This is a genomic window from Persicimonas caeni (assembly GCF_006517175.1).
GTDB classification, from domain to species: Bacteria; Myxococcota_A; Bradymonadia; order Bradymonadales; family Bradymonadaceae; genus Persicimonas; species Persicimonas caeni.
In genome coordinates, this window is the sequence record NZ_CP041186.1 from 5371891 (window position 1) to 5390763 (window position 18873).

General features: G+C 63.0%; 15 protein-coding genes and 1 tRNA gene. 9 read left to right on the forward strand and 7 right to left on the reverse strand.

What is annotated here, in order from left to right:
• Positions 1-26 precede the first annotated feature (26 nt).
• Entirely contained in the window at positions 27-2255 is a 2229-nt protein-coding gene (locus FIV42_RS19765) for a L,D-transpeptidase family protein (RefSeq protein WP_168210787.1), read from the forward strand.
• A 163-nt stretch (positions 2256-2418) separates the two neighbouring features.
• Entirely contained in the window at positions 2419-3870 is a 1452-nt protein-coding gene (locus FIV42_RS19770; protein WP_141199359.1) for a hypothetical protein, read from the forward strand.
• A gap of 21 nt (positions 3871-3891) precedes the next feature.
• On the opposite strand, the gene FIV42_RS19775 is transcribed toward FIV42_RS19770, so the two are convergent.
• From FIV42_RS19775 to FIV42_RS19785, 3 genes are all read right to left on the reverse strand, one after another.
• A complete protein-coding gene (locus FIV42_RS19775) occupies positions 3892-4569 on the reverse strand; it encodes a DNA-3-methyladenine glycosylase (protein ID WP_168210788.1) in 678 nt (225 codons plus the stop codon).
• A 25-nt stretch (positions 4570-4594) separates the two neighbouring features.
• Entirely contained in the window at positions 4595-5077 is a 483-nt protein-coding gene (locus FIV42_RS19780) for a hypothetical protein (protein WP_168210789.1), read from the reverse strand.
• Between the two features lie 232 nt (positions 5078-5309).
• Complete coding sequence (locus tag FIV42_RS19785; RefSeq protein WP_141199362.1) at positions 5310-6455, reverse strand: hypothetical protein; 1146 nt, start codon at positions 6453-6455, stop codon at positions 5310-5312.
• A 229-nt stretch (positions 6456-6684) separates the two neighbouring features.
• Between FIV42_RS19785 and FIV42_RS19790 the strand changes: the two genes are divergently transcribed.
• The 4 genes from FIV42_RS19790 to FIV42_RS19805 all read left to right on the forward strand — a co-directional run bounded on the left by FIV42_RS19790 (position 6685) and on the right by FIV42_RS19805 (position 11786).
• The gene (locus FIV42_RS19790; protein WP_141199363.1) at positions 6685-9195 is read left to right on the forward strand and encodes an ATP-binding protein; all 2511 of its coding nucleotides are present in this window, start codon (positions 6685-6687) and stop codon (positions 9193-9195) included.
• Positions 9188-9553 (forward strand): response regulator, encoded by a 366-nt coding sequence (locus FIV42_RS19795; protein ID WP_222615273.1) that lies wholly within the window; start codon positions 9188-9190, stop codon positions 9551-9553. Before FIV42_RS19790 ends, FIV42_RS19795 begins: the two co-directional genes overlap by 8 nt.
• 299 nt (positions 9554-9852) lie before the next feature.
• On the forward strand, positions 9853-10551 hold the full coding sequence (locus FIV42_RS19800; RefSeq protein WP_141199365.1) for a DUF1641 domain-containing protein: 699 nt from the start codon (positions 9853-9855) through the stop codon (positions 10549-10551).
• A 47-nt stretch (positions 10552-10598) separates the two neighbouring features.
• Positions 10599-11786, forward strand: a complete 1188-nt coding sequence (locus FIV42_RS19805) for an NAD(P)/FAD-dependent oxidoreductase (protein ID WP_141199366.1) — start codon at positions 10599-10601, stop codon at positions 11784-11786.
• A 259-nt stretch (positions 11787-12045) separates the two neighbouring features.
• On the opposite strand, the gene FIV42_RS19810 is transcribed toward FIV42_RS19805, so the two are convergent.
• Together FIV42_RS19810 and FIV42_RS19815 are read right to left on the reverse strand one after the other, a co-directional pair.
• A tRNA-Arg gene (locus FIV42_RS19810) sits at positions 12046-12119 on the reverse strand.
• Positions 12120-12208: 89 nt separating this feature from the next.
• Entirely contained in the window at positions 12209-13498 is a 1290-nt protein-coding gene (locus FIV42_RS19815) for a HEAT repeat domain-containing protein (protein WP_141199367.1), read from the reverse strand.
• A gap of 175 nt (positions 13499-13673) precedes the next feature.
• Here FIV42_RS19815 and FIV42_RS19820 point away from each other — a divergent pair, with 175 nt between their 5' ends.
• Positions 13674-14546, forward strand: coding sequence for a PEGA domain-containing protein (locus FIV42_RS19820; protein ID WP_141199368.1), 873 nt, complete (start codon positions 13674-13676; stop codon positions 14544-14546).
• A gap of 5 nt (positions 14547-14551) precedes the next feature.
• On the opposite strand, the gene FIV42_RS19825 is transcribed toward FIV42_RS19820, so the two are convergent.
• A complete protein-coding gene (locus tag FIV42_RS19825; RefSeq protein ID WP_141199369.1) occupies positions 14552-14761 on the reverse strand; it encodes a DNA gyrase inhibitor YacG in 210 nt (69 codons plus the stop codon).
• Positions 14762-15031: 270 nt separating this feature from the next.
• Here FIV42_RS19825 and FIV42_RS19830 point away from each other — a divergent pair, with 270 nt between their 5' ends.
• The gene (locus FIV42_RS19830) at positions 15032-15670 is read left to right on the forward strand and encodes a hypothetical protein (RefSeq protein ID WP_141199370.1); all 639 of its coding nucleotides are present in this window, start codon (positions 15032-15034) and stop codon (positions 15668-15670) included.
• A 254-nt stretch (positions 15671-15924) separates the two neighbouring features.
• Complete coding sequence (locus FIV42_RS30550; RefSeq protein ID WP_174769517.1) at positions 15925-17427, forward strand: hypothetical protein; 1503 nt, start codon at positions 15925-15927, stop codon at positions 17425-17427.
• Between the two features lie 93 nt (positions 17428-17520).
• Here the strand turns inward: FIV42_RS30550 and FIV42_RS19840 are convergent, their stop codons facing one another.
• Positions 17521-18792, reverse strand: coding sequence for an NAD(P)/FAD-dependent oxidoreductase (locus FIV42_RS19840; RefSeq protein WP_141199371.1), 1272 nt, complete (start codon positions 18790-18792; stop codon positions 17521-17523).
• Positions 18793-18873 lie beyond the last annotated feature (81 nt).

Genomic DNA, 18873 nt, shown 5'->3' on the forward strand with positions numbered 1-18873 from the left:
GCCGTAAACGTTTGTCCTCGCCGTCGATGACCCGCTGGACGATCGGCGCGCTGTTATGCGCGTTGATCGGAGCCGGCGCGTTGTCGAGCGGCTGCAACGACTCTGCCCGGGCCACCACGGAGGTGGCCACGCCCGTCGATCCGACACGGGTGTGGGTCGAGAGCTTCTTGCCGAACCTGAACACGGAACTGCGCCGTCACGCCGAGGCTGTGGCAACGGGCAAGGCGCTCAAAACGTATCTGGCCCGCGAGGCGCGCCGCTCGTGGAACGCGCGCGTGGCCGGTGGCATCAAGTACGCCGATCTGTTCGAAAAGCTCTACGACAAGCGCGATTACCACAAGGCCTTCGCCCAGTCCGACGGGATGACCACGCGGGGTGAGGCGATCTTGGAGGTTCTGCTCGACTCGGAGCGTCACGCGCTCGACTCGAGTCCGTATCACGTCGCGCGCATCCAGACGCTCGTGGCCAACCTCGAGCGGGTGACCGAGGGCGAGCCGGCCTGGCAGGGAATCAGCTTGACGGCCGATGAAGCCAACGAGTTGGTCGGGTGGCTCAAGGCACATGAACTCGACCCGGCCGATCCTGACACGCGCATCAAAGTGCTCAGCGCGCTGGTGGGCGCGTCGACCCGTGGGGTGGGCAACAAGGGCGTGCTGGCGAGTCCGGCGCCGCGAATCACCGGCCAGATGGACCAATTTCTCGACGCGTTCGAGAAATCGGCGGAGCTGACCGCCGAGCTCGAGCTGCGGGTGGCCGACGGCGCCCTCCGGTACGCGCGCGACATGAAGCACTTTAACCTCGCCCGGCAGGACTGGCGCGACTTGCGCGACGCCGGTGGTTCCAAGGCGCTGATCTATGGCCGGCTGGAAAAGACGTATAAGGAACTGGGCAAGGCGTCGCCTACGGAGGTCAAGGCGGTGATGGCAGCCTTGGCGCCGAGTCACCCGCAATACGAAAAGCTGCTCGACGTGCTCGCCCGCTATCGCGCGATCGCTGCCGACGGTGGCTGGGAGCGTGTGCGTCCCACCAGCCTCGACATCGGTCACCGCTCCAAACGCGTCGAGGCGCTTCGCCGGCGCTTGGCCGCAGAGGGCTTCTTGCCGTCGGCCGACGAGCAGCACGCCGCCGGTGACAACGGAGGTCGACCCGATCCAGCCAAGCCCGGCGCGACTGGAGCGCGGGCGGCTCGAGCCAACGACGATGCGGCTGCAGAGCCGGCTGCCGAGGCTCACGCGGACGTGGAGACCGACGCCACCGACTCGCCGCAGGAACCGGACCCGCAGGTCGTCGACGAGCAACTGGTCGAGGCGGTCAAGAGTTATCAGGAGACGCACCAGTTCCGCCCCGACGGTGATCCGACGCCCGGGGTGTGGCGCAGCCTCAACTTGCCTGTCTCGCGCCGCATCGAGCAGATCGAGCTGGCCATCCAGCGCTGGCGTGAGTCGCACTACCAGGGCGAAAAAGACTTCATCATGGTCAATATCCCCGACTTTCACGCCGAGGTCTTTCGCGGCGGCGAGCGCGCGATGCGCTTTCGAGTGGTCACGGGGAACAAAAAGCGCACCTGCAATGAAGAGACCGGCAAGTGGGAGTATCCCAACGCCACCCCGATACAGATGGCCGAACTCGACCACGTGATCGTCAATCCGTACTGGTACGTGCCCCAGCGGATCGTGCGCGAGGAACTCGAGCCGAAGATGAGCCGAGACCCGGATTACCTCGAAAAGAAGAACTACGAGAAAGTCATGATGGGGGGCAAGGAGACGATTCGCCAGAAGCCGGGCGACGACAACGCGCTGGGACGGGTGAAGTTCATCTTCCCCAACCCGCACAACACCTACATGCACGATACCCCACAGAAGAAGTATTTCGACTACCCGGTGCGCGCCTTTAGCCACGGGTGCATGCGCGTGCACAAGCCGTTCGAGCTGGCACGCCACCTGCTCGAAAACGATCCCAACGGCAAGGAGTACGACTTCGACGAACTCCTCGAAAAAGAGCGCCAGAAGTATATCGAGCTGGCCGCGAAGATGCCGGTCTTCGTCGAGTACTACACCGTGCGCGTCGACGATCAGGGACGCCCGCACTTTTTGGCCGACATCTATCGCTACGACCGCGCCCGCCTGGTCGATGATCCCGAGGAGGCCGAGAAACTGGCCGACTGCCGCGTTCGCACCCGCAAGCGCAAGGCCGTCGAGGTTGAAGAGGGCTCCGACGAGCAACCCGAAGGCGTCGACGAAGATCTGGGCCCGTAAGTCTCCTCCCGGCACGTGGGATTTCGCCCCCCTTCGGGGAGCAGGATGCATGTGCGGCGAATATGGCGCCGTGTTACCCGCAAAACACAGAGTTCGGTTGATGATACGCGCTTGACGGGGTATTTGTGGGGGAGAACGATTTTAGAGTAGGTCGGACCACCGAATGTTTCATATCAAGACCGACATCCGGCAGTACAAGTGTGAAACCACTGCCAAAGTCGAGCGCCTGATCCGCAACTGGGTCATCCGCCCCTCCGATCTGATCTACAACGCCGACGAGAAGACTTGGAGTCCGATCGGCCAACATCCTGCGTTCGACGATATCTTTGCAGTCATCGAGCAGGAGGAGGCCAACGAGCCCGACACGATCGTGACCGAGGCCCCCTCTGAAGTGGGAGCCGAGCACGAAGTCGAGCCGGGCGCCGAACTCGAAGGCGATCTCGAAGCAGACGGGGGCGGACTCCACGCCGACAGCGAAGAGATCACCAACGTCACCGAGGCCCCCTCGGAGCCCGCTGCCGACGACGACGAGACCACCGATGTGCGCGAGGATCCGCGTGCAGCCCATACCGACGAGCAAGACGCAGTGCCGGCGCCTCCGGAGGCGCCCGAGGACGTCGAAGGGCTCATTCGTGATTCCGACGAAATCACGATGATGACCGACAAGACCCTCGAGATGATGCGCGAGGAGGCCGGAGAGCCTGCGCTCGAAGAGGAAGAGGCGGCCGAAGAGCCGACTCAGGTCGTCGATTGCGACGAGGTGCTCGAAGAAGACAGCGAGCCGGCCGAGGCGTCCGATGACGCCGACGAGCCCGACGAGACCGCCGAGGCCGTCGAGGCTGAAAAGTCGACGGGCAAAGGCCGGCATGGCCTGCCCGAAGAGGTCTTCGTTACCGACGAAATCCCGCGTCAGAATGTCCAGCAGGCCGTACTCGACGAGCTCGGCGAGCTCGAAGAGGAGGTCGACGAGGACGTCGAGGACGACGAGGTCACCGAAGTCGTCAACCAGGAGGAGAAGCGGCCTCGCTGGCGCATCGTCATGTCAGACGACGTCGACGACGAGGCCGAGTCTGACGAGGATTTCGAAGAAGACGAGTCGGGCGACGCTGTCGAAGAAGACGAGTCGGCCGACGAGGCGCTTGAAGACGACGAGCACGAAGAGACGCTCGAAGAGGAGAGCGACGAAGACCTCGACGAGATGCTCGACGAGGCAGCCGAACTCGTGGGGTTGGGCGAAGATTCGGAGTCCGACCCGGTCGATATCGACGGGGTGGACCTCGAGCCAGTGGAGGACGAGCCGCGCGAGCGCGCCGAGACACCGGTCAAGGCGGTGGAGGTCGAGGAGTTTGTCTCCGAGGGCTATAAGCTGCCGCTGCCCGTCGATATCAGCCCCTCGGCCGAGGATATTCGTCTGGGCCTGAAGCACTCGCGAGTGGGCAAACGGGCCAAAGACGCGGTCTTCCCGTATCCCGAGCCCAAGAAGAAGGGCGAGGTGGCCAAGCGTGTCTTCGATCTCGACCCCGAGGATCCGAAAGATCACTCACTATTTATCGTGGCCGCCTTCGTCATCGGCATGCTGGTCTTGATCGTCGGCGCGGTGACGTTCTTCGGTTGATCGCCGCCAGATTTACCCCCCCTAGAGCGGTCGCGACAGAAACTTCGACCCGCGCACTGCGTATCGCCACGGCCACTCGGCCGACTCGCCGACCGTTTTGGGGTTGAGTCCGATGCGCGACCCCCTCCCGATTTCGAGAGCATCGAGCCCACGCACCGGTACCCCGTGGGTCAGCATCAACTCGCCACCGTCGAGCAGACTCTCGTTGAATGAGCAGTCGATACCCATCGCCTGGCAGATCTTGCCCGGGCCGCTGAGCAGATTCTTTTGCACCGTTAACGGCATCGAGTCGTCATAGCGATCGAAAAGCCCGCGGTCCTTGGCCATCTGATCGAGGCCCTCGAGCGGCTGCAGCGCGCGAATCAGCAGCGCCGATGGCCGCTGGTCGGCCGGGGCGACCACGTTCAAGCAGTGGTACATGCCGTAGATCTTGTAGACGTAGGCACTCCCCGGCTCCCCGAACATCGGCGCGGTCCGCTCGGTGGGCACGCCGGTGTTGGCGTGGCTGGCAGGATCTTCGGCGTAGCCATACACCTCGACCTCCAAGATACGCCCGGTCAAGCGCTGCCCGCCCGGCAACACACGCACGATGTCGCGGCCCAGCAGATCGTGGGCCAACTCGTGCGGATCGCGTTGGTAAAAGTGAAGCGGCAGTGGGCGCAGGGTTCGTTCGGAGACCTCGGCAAACGTCGACTTCATGGGCTCTCGGGTTTGCGGTTGGATATCAATCGTGCTGGAAACGACCGGACACATCGACGTATTTCGGCTCCTCGTCGGCCCGGTCGTCCGCTTTATCGGTTGTTCGACAGCGCAACCGCCCCTCGAAGCTCCCCACGCGAACATCTCTGCTGAATCGCTCGAGTGTCACTGCAAAGTAGGCGTCCTCGCCGTCGGTCGAGCAGCGAAGCTTCTCGTCGGAGAAGGTGGCCTTTGCGAACGCAGCCTCCACGCGGCCTTCGTGCCCGTATTCGATGTCCGGCAGATGGAACGTCACGCCTTGGTGGAACCCGCCTTTTTGAGGCTGATACAGAAGGCGCATGTGCAGCGCCTTGTCGAGATAGCTGTAGGCGGCCGAGTGGCCTTTTTTCTCGAATGCGTAGGGTCCGCTCATTTCGAGCGTCCACTCGGGGGACAGCCGCTCTTGGGGCGCATTCGGCTCCTCGCGCTGGTCGGCCGTGGTTCGTGGCGTCGCTTCGGTTCGATTCAAGTCTGTTTGAGTCAGGGGGGCTCGTGCCGTTGTCTGCGCGCTGGGCGTTCCGGAGGCTTCCTTCTCGCAACCGGACACGGCGAGCGCCGCAGCAAACGTTAGGAGCACCCCGGCAAGATAAGATCTGGCCATGGTTTCCTCCCGGTATCAAGTAGGATCCGGCCCTCTCTCCGCAGCTCAGACGCATGGGTAGCGAGGGCCTTGTCCCGGGAGTTTAATAATCTGTGCAGAATCAGTCAAAATGCCTGCCGAGCCCATGAAAACCGGGGCCGGGATTGGCGCGGTTGGGGATGCCAAAGCCGCGCTGGAGGTCGCGTCCGAACGCGTCGCGTCCGAAATATCCGGGCGGGTGGCGAAACGGAGAGAAGACATCCTCGGGGTGAGTCTGGAACATGTCTTGGTCGAACTTGGCGTCGAACACGTCGAGGGGACCGAAGAAGCGGCGTGCCTGCAACCGCCGAAAACGGAAGAGATCGACGTCGAAACGGTCGAAGCGGTCGAAACGGTCGAAACGATCGAAACGGTCGAAACGATCGAAACGGTCGAAGGGACCGTAGATGTCGAAGCGCTCGGCGAAGGTCGGATAGTAGCCGTAGCCGTAGTCATACGGCGCGTAGTACATCGGGCAGTCGCGGCAGCGCTCGGCTCTGGAGAGCGGAGAGCGGTCGAAGCGGTCACGTCGCTCGTCCCGGTCCTGATAGCGCGTGGGAGATGGCTGCATGCCCGCCCCGCCCACAGCCGTCGGCGGACTTGGAGCGCGGTAGACGACAAAGCCGCCGGTGGTCTCGACGCTCTCTGGCTGGGCACGTGCAGCCGCCTCGAAGCCGCGCTCGGCGGTGTAGAATGGCTGCTCGTCGACCCGGCGCTCGAAACGAAGCCCGACGCGGGCGTCTGTCTTTTGCCAGTCGACGGACGCGTCCTGCACGGGGACGATCAGCGGACGCTCACACACGTAGCCCATGCCGGGGGCGAGCTTGCCGCCATCGCTGGCTGCGACGAGGCAGAGGCCGAGCTCCGAGACGTCCGTGCTGATCGCATCGGTGAAACTGGCCGCGGCCTCGGCCTTGCGGATCTGCTCGACGCGCCGTAGGCGCCACGTCCCTTCTTCACCCCCGCGTTCGTAGGCTGCCAGCCACAGGTTCAGGCCAAAGTCTTGGGCCCACTGCCAGTCCTGAGTATCGAGTCCATAGGTCACCTCGAGGCCCTGGACCGGACCGGTGACCCGGATCCGCTCGAAACTCAGGTCGATCTGGGGGGCCATCAAGACCTGCTGGGCGCTCAGTCCACCGGCGCCCAGCATGATCGCGACAAAGATACATGCGCCCAACAGGCGTGCTCGCCACTGGTGCGCGCGACGGTTCGTGGTTGCCTCATGCATGACTGCCTCCCCACTTCGGTGACTCGATCGACTCGGCGACTCGATCAGCTCGCTTCCCCAGATCGGAATCTAAGAGCAGACAGGCCTCGGTGTAGAGTAAGTCCCGCCGCGCAGCCGTATTGGATTTTGTTTCTATGTTGTCTATCATAAACGGGGTTTATGACGTCAAAATGGGCTTGGAGGTAGAGTGTTGGACTCGTTGCTGTCCTTCTTTTCCGGGGAGCATTTCATGCCGCACGGGCATTGCTACCTCTGGGAGCCGGCGTTGGTTTGGATCCAGTTATTGAGCAACTTGGCGATCGGGTTTGCGTACGTCGCTATTGCCATCACGCTGGTCTATCTGATCCGACGCATCGAAGACCTGCCGTTCAAGCTGGTCTACGTCTGCTTTGCCATCTTCATCATCACGTGCGGGTTTACGCACTTCATGGATGCCTACGTCATCTGGAATCCGGTGTATTGGCTCGACGGTGGATTGCGAATCGTGACGGCGATCGCGTCGGTGGGCACCGCGGTGTTGCTTCCGCCGCTGGTCCCGGACATCTTGGCGCTGGCGCGCGGCGCGCGTGCGGCACACCGACGCGGGGTCAGGCTCGAGTCGATGGTCGACGAACTCGAGACTCTCTACGCGCAGACCAAAGAACTCGAGCGCCAGAAGACCGCCTTTTTCGCCAATGTCAGCCACGAGCTGCGCACTCCGCTGCAGCTTATCTTGGGCCCGGCCCAAAAATTGGTGGCCTCCGACGACTTGGGCGACGAGGACCGCGAGCGCGCCGAGACGATCGTGCGCAGCGGGCGAACGCTGCTCAAGCACGTCAACGACCTGCTCGACATCGCCAGCCTGGAGGCCGGCCAGCTCGAGCTCAGCTACGCCCAAGTCGACCTGAGCGCCTACACACGCCAGCTGATCGCCAATTTCGAGACGCTCGCCGAAGAACAGGCGATTGATATGAGCGTGGAGGTCGCCGAGGGCCTCGAGGCCCAGCTCGACCCCGAGAAGTATGAGAGCATCGTGCTCAACTTGTTGTCGAACGCCCTTAAATTCACACCTGAAGGTGGCACGGTTCGGTGCTCGTTGAGCAGCGTGGATGCAGGCGCGGGCCGGCATATGGTGTTTACCGTGGCCGACAGCGGGCCGGGCGTGCCCGCCGAGCAGCGCGAAGCCATCTTCGAGCGCTTTCGCCAGCTCGACCACGGTGCCACGCGCCGCTTCGGGGGCACCGGGCTGGGCCTGGTCGTCACCCGCAGCTTCGCCGAGTTGCATAACGGGAAGGTTCGCGTCGATGACGCGCCCGAAGGCGGCGCGCGTTTTACGGCCGAGTTGCCGATGACCGCCCCCGATGGGACGCACGTCGAGCCTCGGCCTGCCCGGGCGCCGGCTACCGACTCGAAGGCCGACCGAGAGCGCGCCGAGTTGACCGCCGCAGCAACGGACGCCGAGCGGCGAGCACGCCAGCCGTCATCGGAGCACTCCACCGCAGAGGTGGTGCAGGCAACACAACACGACACCGACAACGAGGCTCCGCTGGTACTGGTCGTCGAGGACAACCACGATATGAGCGAGTTTGTCGCTCGAACCCTGCAGGCCGACTACCGGGTCGCGTCCGCCTACGACGGCAAGACGGGTCTCGAGGCGGCCCTCGAATTGCAGCCCGACTTGATCATCAGCGACATCATGATGCCCGAGATGAGCGGAGACGAGTTGGTGCGCGCCGTCAGGGGCGAGCCGAAGCTGGCGTCCGTGCCCATCTTGTTGTTGACGGCCAAGGCCGACGACGAGTTGCGCGTCGAGCTTCTTCGAAGCGGCGCGCAAGACTATGTCATGAAGCCTTTCGAGACCGAGGAGTTGCTCGCCCGGGTCGACAACCAGGTCTCCATCGCGCGGACTCGAAAGGTGCTCCAGTCCGAACTCGAGAGTACGCAGCGCGATCTCGAAGCGTTGGTCGGCGAGTTGGCGGCCAACCGGCGCGAGCTCGAGCGCTCGCTGCAAACCACTCGCGTGGCTCTCGAGAAGGCCGAGCGGGCGAGCCAGGTCAAGAGCAACTTTTTGAGGCTGGTCTCCCACGAGCTCCGCACGCCGGTCGCCGCGCTCCAACTCCAACTCGCCGTTCTCCAAGAAGACGACAGTCTCGGGGAGACGAGCCGCAAAATGGTCGAGCGCATGGGCTCCTCGATGGAGCGGCTGACTCGCCTGATCGATTCGCTTCTACAACGGACCAGCATCGAGAGCGGAAACCTCGTGACCAACTATGCGCAGGTCGATCCGAGCGAATTGGTTGCCGATCTCGTCGACGAAATGGCTCCCGACGCCCATAGACGCGGGCTCGAGTTGCGCTTCGAGCCCTCACCCGAGGCCTCGTCCGTGTATACCGATCCGCATCTGTTGGAGCTGATCTTGTCCAACCTGATCGGCAATGCACTGCGCTACACCGACGAAGGTCTTGTCGAGATCGGTGTCGTCGAAGAAGACCGAGAGTATCGCTTCTGGGTGTCGGACACCGGCCCGGGCATCGCCCCCGAAGACCGCGTCAGGCTCTTCGAGCCGTTCGAGCGCGGTGACGAGAGCCGAGAGCGCCAATTGCCCGGCGCGGGGCTGGGCTTGGCGTTGGTCCGAGACATGACCGAAGCGCTCGGGGGAAGGATCGAACTCGACTCTGAGGTAGGAACGGGGAGCACGTTTACAGTCGTGCTGCCGTCGGAGCATGCAAGCGAAAGCAGTGAGGTCGAGAATGATGACTAAGCCGATCCTCATCGTCGAAGACGAGATCGACATTCGGGAAACACTGATGTCCTTTCTGGAGTTGAAGGGCTACACGGTGACCACGGCGTCGAACGGCCGAGAGGCTTTGAAGCGACTCGAAGAAGGGCTCGAGCCGTGCCTGATTCTGCTCGATCTGATGATGCCCACCATGGACGGCTGGGAGTTTCGCACGCGTCAACTCGCCGACCCCGACTTGGCCGACATTCCCGTGCTCGTGCTCACGGGCGCCCACTACACCAGCGAGGAAGCCGCCAGCTTGCAGGCCCTCGACGTGCTCTCCAAACCCATCGACATCGGCCGCATGCTGGACCACGTCGCCGGCCACGTCAGCTCGTAGCCCGAGCTCGACCGCGGTAGCGGTCGCTTGAAACAAAATGTTTCATTTTTGTTTCATCTGTTGAGAGCGCGTGCCTCTTTCCCCACTCAGCCATCCTCTGCGCAAACGTCGTTCCGGGTCCGCTGGTGGCCCTGTAAACACGTCTACACCGGTGTTCAACCCCCCTCGGTCCCCATCGATCCTGAAATTGCGTCTTCGTGGCATGTGTTTTGCTCCCAGTGACCAGTGAGGAGGCCTTGCTCCAAAACCTTAGCCGCGGCCAGGAGACAACGATGGAGAGTCAGGTTCAGAGAAACGGAATGTCGCGTCGATCTTCGTCGAACGACGCGAACTTGCAGGAGACCCTAGCTCGACTAGACGCTCGCTTGGCGCGTATCGAGTCGGCGCTCGGCGGTCTCCAGCAGGCCACCGACGCCGCCCCGGACGTGCTGGCGACGGTGACCGACATGACCGATGCATGGATTGCCCAGGCCGCCGACAAGGGGGTCGACGTCGACGCGCGACTGCGTCGGCTGGGCAAGTTGGCGCTGGATGCGACCGACCCCAAGGTGCTCGACACCGCCGAGATGCTCGTCGAGCGGATCGACCTGGTCCAGCAGGCGATTGTGGCCGCCGACCAACTGCCCGGATTCGTGGCCATGGTCACCGATATCTTCGACGAGCACGCCGCCAACGCCGCCGAGCGCGGCCTCGACCTCCAAGAAATCTCACGGCGCATGGTCGGCGCGGCGAGAAGCTTCGCCGAGTTCGTCCAGGGCGAACAATTCACCACGCTGCTGGAGTCGGGGGTCTTGGACCCGCACGCCATCGAGGTCATCGGGCGGGCCGGCCGAGCGCTTGCCGACGTCGCCGAGACCAAGCCCTCGCGCACCGGCTTGTTCGGCATGGTCCGCGCCGCCGGAGACACCGACATCAAGCGCAGCATCAACTTCATGGTGCGCTTTGGCAAACGCTTCGGACAGCTGCTTCGCACCCAACTCACCAGCGACAAGCGCTGATCGCTGCCAACCCTTTAGGCTCACGCTAACAACTCGAGGAGATGATTATGTCGACGCATCATCAAGTGCTTATCGTTGGCGGCGGCACCGCCGGCATCACCGTCGCTTCCCAGCTCTGTGAACTGGAGGACGCCCCCCAGGTCACCATCGTGGAGCCCAAGAGCGTCCACTACTACCAGCCCATCTGGACGCTGGTCGGCGCCGGGGTCTTCGACAAAGAGATCTCGGTCAAGCCGCTCGAAGATTATATCCCGCACGGCGCCGAGTGGATCCAAGACTACGTCGACGAGTTCGACCCGGCCAACAACGCCGTGACCCTCCAGAGTGGCGAGTCGCTCACCTACGACTACTTGGTCGTCGCCGCCGGTATCCAGCTCAACTGGGATGCGATCGCCGGCCTCGAGGAGGCGCTGGGCAAAAACGGGGTCTGCTCGAACTACTCGTACGAGACGGTCGACAGCACCTGGGAGACCCTGCAGAATTTCCGCGGCGGCAACGCCGTGTTCACGTTTCCCTCCACGACCATCAAGTGCGCCGGGGCGCCCCAAAAGATCATGTGGCTCACCGAGCACTACCTGGAGCGAAACGGCCTGCGGGACAAATCGCAGGTGATCTACGCCTCGTCGACCGCCGGCATCTTCGGCGTCGACAAGTACAAGCGCGCGCTGCAAAAGCTCGTCGACAAGCGCGACATCGTCACCCATTTCAAGCGCAATCTCGTCGAGGTGCGCGCCGACAAAAAGCAGGCGGTCTTTGAAGATCTCGACGGCGGAGACCAGTTGGTCCTCGACTACGACATGCTCCACGTCACCCCGCCACAGGGCCCGCCCGACTTCATCAAAAACAGCCCGCTGGCCAACGACGGCGGCTGGGTCGACGTCGACAAGTACACCACCCAGCACGTCGAGTACCCCAACGTCTTCTCGCTGGGAGACTGCTCGGGCCTGCCGACCTCGCGCACCGGCGCGGCGATTCGCAAAGAGGCGCCCGTGACCGTAGCCAACCTGGTCGCCCAGATGAACGGCAAGCCGCTCGACGCCAAATACGACGGCTACGCTTCCTGCCCGCTGGTCACCGGCTACGGCCGACTGATCTTGGCCGAGTTCGACTACGACGGAAACCCCACCGAGAGCTTCCCGTTCGACCAGTCGCGCGAGCGCTACAGCATGTACGCCATGAAAGCCTACGGGCTGCCCGAGATGTACTGGCACGGCATGCTCCGCGGTCGGGCATGAGGGGGAGTAGGAGAGGAGAACCGCAAAGGGCGCGAAGGTCGCTAAGGCAGCAAAGAAAGCGATAAAGCTAAGAAGCTAAGAAGCTACTCGAAAAGCAAAACGCCCCGAGCTGATCGGACGATCAACTCGGGGCGTTTTGCCTTATAAGGCCGCCGGCAGTTCTCGATTTCGAAAAATAGCCTGCTGAAAATAATCGGGTCGTTGACCGGAGTGGCCGACATTCGCGACGGGAGCGACTCCGGTCACCGACCCAAAAAAGTACGCGAGAGGGGATTCGAACCCATGACCTTCGCCTCCGGAGGGCGACGCTCTATCCAGCTGAGCTACTCGCGCATGCACCAAGGAGAACAACTTCAAGCGGCACGTTGTTCCCTGAACTCTCTAGCTAGCAGTCACTGGCCGACCCGGTCAAGCCTGAAGCCTCACTGCTCGGCCTCTTTGATCTGGCGGAGCACTTCGTCGGCGACCTCGCGGATGCGCCACGGCTCGGCCGGGTCGTTGACCAGGCGCTGGAACCACTCCCGATGTTTGAAGGCGTCGGTGTTGGCCACGATCTTGATGAGCTTTTCGCGGAAGCTGTCGCCCAGCACGATGTAGTACTGCTCGTTGTCGTAGTCGGTCCAGATGACGTGCTCGCAATCGCCTTCGCCGGCCTCCTCACCGCTCTGGGTGCGTTGGAATTGGCGACGCGCCCACATCACGTCCTCTTCGGTGGCGACCAGCTTCATCGTGTCATAAGCCGCGCAGCGCTCCAGGCCGGTGGGCTCCGAGTCGATGATCTTTCGGATATGCGCGCGCGCCTTTTTCGAGCCGATCTTGCGCAACGCCCAGTGGGCATGAGTCATGACCTGGTCATGCTCCGATTCGGTCAACGGAAGGATCGCCTCGACGGAGGCCTCGTTGGCGAGCAGGCCCAGCCCGCGAAGCGCGCCGACCTGGGCGTCGGGGGCGTCGGCGTCGCGCGCGAGGGTCTCGAGCGGCTCGAGCGAGGTCTGCGGGTCGTCGATCTTACCGAGTGCGATCGCGGCGGCGTGCTTGTCCGCCGCACTCGCCTCGCCTTCGAGCACGTCGATGAGCTTGTCCTGGGCGCCGATGATCTTCATCAGCCCCGCGGTCCAGTAGGCGCGCTGGCGCACCTCGGCGTTCGGATCGTCGAAGGCGGCGACCACGGTTTGCTTGAGGGCCGGGAGCTCCCAGATCTCGTAGTTCATCGGGTCGGCGATGTCTTCGAGCGCGGCCAGACGCTCCGCGGGGGCCTCAGCGCGCAAGCGCACCCGGAAAAAGCCCTCGGTGTGGTAGCGGTCCAAAAAGCCGTCGGCCGCCCAGTTGATCACGAAGGCGTTGGCGACCACCGCCAGGAGCAGCACAATCATGAACTCGGCGCTGTGGTCCTCGACGGTCACCTTGCCGTCGGCCGGCGTGCGCCCCAAGATCACCTGCTCGCGCCAGGGCCCCGGAAAGAATAAATCGCCGATGAGCACCGTCACAAGATACGAGGCGACGAGAAGCAGCATCATCATCGCGGTGATGATGAGCATGTTGAGCACCACCGAGGAGCTCGTCTCGAACATATAGTCGGCCGCCCACAGCCCGGCGGCGTAGGTGGCGCCCAGCGCCACCGCGCTGGCGGCCACCAAGCGCCCGCGCGACTTGGCGAAGCTGCGAAACAGTCCGTATTCGGCGACGTTAGTGACGAGTTGGATTTTGGGCATGACGACCTTGGTCGACGCAATGTGGCGGAGTTTCGACGGAAAACGGCCCTTGCAATAAGTTGCATTACACTAAGACAATTCCTACGCCAACTTGTTCCTTGGCGTACTTCAATCGTTGGGGCCCGTCCCAGTGAGGCTGGAGCCTGCATCGTGAGCAGAACTTGAAGGTGGACCTATGAAGACACGAGCGCGCACAAGCATCTACGCAGCCATGGTAGCCCTGTTGGTCCTGGCGACGAGCCTGCCTGCGCTGGCTGGTGAGGAGGACCAACAAGGCGAAGAGAAGATCAACGCTGCCTGGGAGTTTGCCCGAGCCAACCGCCTGGCCTCAGCCGGCGCGGTCACCCGGTCGATTCCGCACTACGAAAAAGTGCTGATGGCCGCTCCCGAGCAGTATCCGCAGGCGCACTTCAACTTGGCCGAGGTCTACCGATTCAAGAAGAATTGCCGCAAGGCAGTGCTCCTGTACAACGCCTACCTGACCTTCGAGCAAGGCGAACAGAACCGCGCCGACGCGATGAAAGGCATCTCGAAGTGCTCGGCCGACGAAAAGACCGGCACGCTGTCGGTCGAGATCGAGCCCACCGCGGATTCGGAGATTCGCATCGAGGGCTATGTGCTCGGCAAGAGCGGGGTGGACAAGGCGGTGTTGCTCGCCGGCAAGTACGCCATCGAGGCGCGGGCGACCGACCACGTCTCCAGGCAACAAGAGGTCGAAATCGAAGAGGGAGAGAGCGAGGAGGTCAGCTTTTCACTCGACAAAAAGCTGTTTCACGGCACGGTACGCGTCAATGTGTCCCAGGAGGGCGCGACCATCAAACTGGAGCCCAAAGAGCTCGATTCGCCCAAGGCCAAGTCCGAGGTGATCACGCTGACCTCTCCGATGGACAAGCCCCAAAAGCTCGCCACGGGCAAGTACTTTTTGGAGGTGACCAAATCGGGCTACGACCGCTGGATTCGCAACATCTACATCAAGCGCGACGAGCAGACGGGGGTCGACGTCAACATGTCCAAGGCGCTGCCCGAAGCGATCCGGACCGACAACTGAGCAGCTCAACCCCGACCCGAGCCCGAGTCGGGTTCTTCGGTCGACGACAGGCTACGCTCGGTGGAGTCAGGGCCCAGGGGCATGCGGTATTCTTCGTTGAGCCACTTGCCCAGGTCCTCCATTTTGCAGCGCTTGGAGCAAAACGGGAAGAACTCGTTGTCGGCCAAAAGTTCGACCTCTTCTCGACAGATGGGGCATTTGGGTTTTCGAGCCATGACACAACCTCGAGGCAGATGGGGAGTTGTTCGAGCCGCCAACCTAAGCCATAGCGCGACGACCGGGGATCACTCAACAGAGCAGTTGGTAGGCTTCTTCCAAGCCCACCGTGCGATTGACAACCAGATCGGCGCTTCCTACTATCCGTTACTACTTTGAAGAGGATTTTTGCCGGATTTGATAGTGGTTGATGACGATGCGAGGTCCCTGTGCTTTTCAGAGCACGCCTCGCAACCTGTCGAACGAAATGTGCACAGAGAGGAGCACTCATGAAGTTTTCGCTGAAACTGTTTTGCATCATGTTGATCGCCGCAGGCCTGGCGCTTCCGGCTTGCAAAAAGAAAGAAGAAGCCGCCGACGAGCCGGCCGCCGCTGAAGAAGCCGAGACGGAAGGCGAAGCTGCCGAAGAAGAGCCGGCTGAAGAAGAGGCTGCCGAAGAGGAGCCGGCTGAAGAGGAGGCCGCCGAAGAAGAAGGCGACGCTGGCGCCGAGGAAGAAGGCGACGCTGCTGCTGAAGAGGGCGACGCTGGCGCCGAAGAGGGCGCGGCCGCCGAGGGCGAAGAAGAGAAGAAGGCTGCCAAGCCGGCGCCCAAGACCCCGCCGATCACCGGCACGGTCACCGGTAGCGTGGGCGGCGGTGGCATCACCGACGGCCAGCTCAAGCTGACCATTCAGGACGATTACGATGCCAAGGGCTCGCTGACCGGCAAGCGCGAAGGCAAGCGCTTCGTCATCCCGCTCGAGGGAACCGTGCGCAAAGGCAACAACGCCATTGCCCTGACCGGCAAGGGCCGCGGCAACAGCAACGCGCGCCTCAGCGGCAAGGTCAACAAAGGCGGCGTGTCCGGTGAGATCAGCGGCAAGATCCACGACAAGAATTTCAAGACGCGTTTCACCATCAGCCAGTAAGCTGACGGGATAGCGCGACATTGCCGAACCCGACCAGCGGGGCCGTTTTGCGGCCCCGCTTTTTCATGTCGGGCATTGTCAGGCAATATGTTGTCGCCACTAAGAGAATGTTATATGGTACTTTTCGTCTCGAGACCCCCGGCGCGACAGCCGCGCGTGAGAAGATCCAGCGGAAATGTCGACCGGGACTTTTTTTCGTTCCTGCCGCCGCCAGCCGATGCGGAGTAGGTACTCTCGGAGGAGGACCCATCCAAATGCGTTTCTGCACGACCTGTGGACGAAACTTCGAAGCCTCGGTCACCGAATGCCCCCACGACGGTACGCCGTTGTTCGACATGCACGGAGGTGACAGCGAGGAACCTGAGGAGCAGGCAGAACTGCAGGCTGACGGTGGAGCAGCGTTGGAAGAAGATGCCGCAGCCGCCTTGGAGGCTGCCGCCGCTGCTCCGCTCACTCAAGAGGAAGAGGGCGATGTCTCCGCCGACGAGGCGTTCGACGATGCTGTCGATCCTTTCGACGGTGACGACGCCGTGGAGCCGGAGGCAGACGAGGCTGATGCGCCCGCCGAAGAAGAAGCAGAGGCGGACGACGAGGCCGCGGCGTTCGACGAGGTCGACGACGAGGAAGAAGAGGAACTCTTTGCCGCCGATGACCCGGTGAGCGAAGAGGCAGACGAAGAGGAAGACGCCGATCCGTTCGAACCCATCGAGGAGCCGGAAGCCGAGGCTCCCGAGTTCGAAGAATCGGAGGTCGAAGAGCCGGAAGCCGAGGCTCCCGAAGTCGAGCAGCCGGAGACTGGAGCGGCGGACGAAGAAGCCGCCGTCTTCGACGAGGCCGACGATGACGTCGAAGACGACGAAGACGACGAACAGACCGATCTGGCCGCCGAGTTGTTCGACGACGAGGATGATGAGCTGGAGGTCGCCGATGAGGCGCCGTCCTCCGATCGCATCGCCGCCGACATCGAGGATGTGCTCGACGAGTTCGAAGACGAAGACGATCACGAGGCTTCCGAGCCGGTCGACGAGGCATTCGAGCCGCAGGGTATCGATGAGCCGGTCGCAGCCAAGCCCGCCGCCAAGTCCGAGAAGAAGGGGAGTGGCGCGCTGATTGGCATCGTCGTGCTCGTGCTGATTGCCGGCGCAGCCGCCTACTTCTTCATGGGCCCGGGAGCCGGCGGTGAGAACGCCGCGGGTGGTGAAGCTGCCGCCGAGTCGAAGGACGAGGGCGCGAAGCAAGACGACCAGCCTGTTTCGGACGAACAGCCTGCTTCTGACGACCAGGCAGCCAAGCCCGAAGAGGGCGATGAGGCTGCCGGTGGCGACGAAGCTGCCGAGTCGGCGGGCGATTCGGCCGCCAAGGAAGATGAAGGCGCGAAGGCTGGGGCCGACGAGGAAGCCGCTGGCGCAAGAGAGGCGGCGACCGAAACCGACGGCGCCTCGGCGGGCGGCGAAGAAAAGTCGGAGCCGGAAAAAACAGAGAAGCCGGAGCCGAAGCCCGAGCCGAAGAAGGTCGTAAAGCCGGAGCCGAAGCCCGAGCCGAAGAAAGTCGTAAAGCCGGAGCCGAAGCCCGAGCCGAAGAAGATCGTAAAGCCGAAGCCGAAGCTCGAGCCGAAGAAGGTCGTAAAGCCGGAGCCGAAGCCCGAGCCCAAAAAGGAAGAGCCTGCGGCCGAGAAAGAAGAAGCCAAGCCGGCTGAGGAAGGCGGCGAAGAGGTCGAGAATGAGCTGCAAAAAGAGCTCGAGATGCTCAAGCAGTAGGTAATCCGAAGCTCGACGCCTCACCCATCAAGAACGAAGAGAGCCGCCAGCAAATTGGCGGCTCTCTTCGTTCTTGATGAGTTTAGCGGGTGACTATTTGGGGGCTTCCGATTCGAGTTGGGCGACCTCGCCTTCCGCTTCCAAGAGGTTCCAGGGGCGGGAGGTGCGTCGGAAGCGCGCGAAGAGCCACTCTTTGAGGAGCCCTGCCTTCTTGACGCCGGTCGGTATCATGGCCATGTGGATGAGCCGGTAGAGCGTGCGTGCTCCCCGGCCCTCCAACGGAGTCTCGCCAACCCAGGCGATCGCGTGCTGGCGGCCGAGCGTGACCAAGTCGCCGTGGTGGTGATACTCCCATGTGCGTCCGGCTCGCCCCGAAAGGTCCGCCACGATATTTCGTGCGGCGAATGGGGCCTGTTGGGAGGCGACGTGGGCCGACCACGGCACGTCTGCACGCAAGCCGGCGACGTCGCCGATGGCATAGACGCCGGCGAGGCCGTGGGCCTGCAAGGTGTCGTCGACGGCGATGCGCCCCTGGATGTCGATCTCGAAGCCGGCGTCGGTCACCAAATCGGGCGCCCTTACGCCGCCGCACCACAAAAAGTTATCGGCCACAATGATTTCGCCGGTGGATAACTCGACTTCGTCCGCGCTGCGGTCGACGACCGCGGTGCCCACTCGAAGCTCCATTCCCAGCGAGCGGAGGTGGTCGCGCGCCAATGCCCCCAACTCGGGAGGCATGGTGGGCAACAATCGCTCTTGCTGCTCGACGAGCACCACCCGAAAGGCGCTCGCTACCGCGTCGGAGACCACGGCGGCGACTTCAGTTTGGAAGGTCGTCATGATTTCGGCGGCCAACTCGACACCGGTGGCGCCGCCGCCGCCGACCACAAAGGTCAGCCGGCGCTCGCGCTCCTCGGTCGAGTCGAGCTCGGCTGCCTCCGAGATGGCGCGGGTGATCTCCTCGCGAAGGCGCACCCCGTCTCGGGCGCTCTTGCAGGTCAGCGAATGGGCGCGCCACTCTGGATGGTCGCCCCAGTTGGTCTGGCTGCCGCAGGCGACCAGGAGGTAGTCGAAGGCCACGTCGGTCTTGGCTCCGCGCAACACCCGTTCATCGAGGTCGATCGCCTCGATCGGCTCGATGAGCACTTCGGTGGACTTGTCGAACGCCGCTCGAATGGGGAAAGTAACGTGAGCGACATCGAGCTCGCCGGTGGCCACGCTGGGTAGCAGTGGCGTATATAAAAAGTGGGAGCGATCGCTGACGACGGTCAACTGGACGCGGCGACGGCCGGCGAGGGCTCTTTCGAGCTCCCGCGCTGCCTTGAGGCCGCCGAATCCACACCCGAGTACGACGATTCGTCTCATGTGCAAAGGGTCCTTGCGAGGGCTGGCGGAGACGTAAATAACGCAGACGAAAACTACCTATCGAGCTTGCGCGCTCGCCCC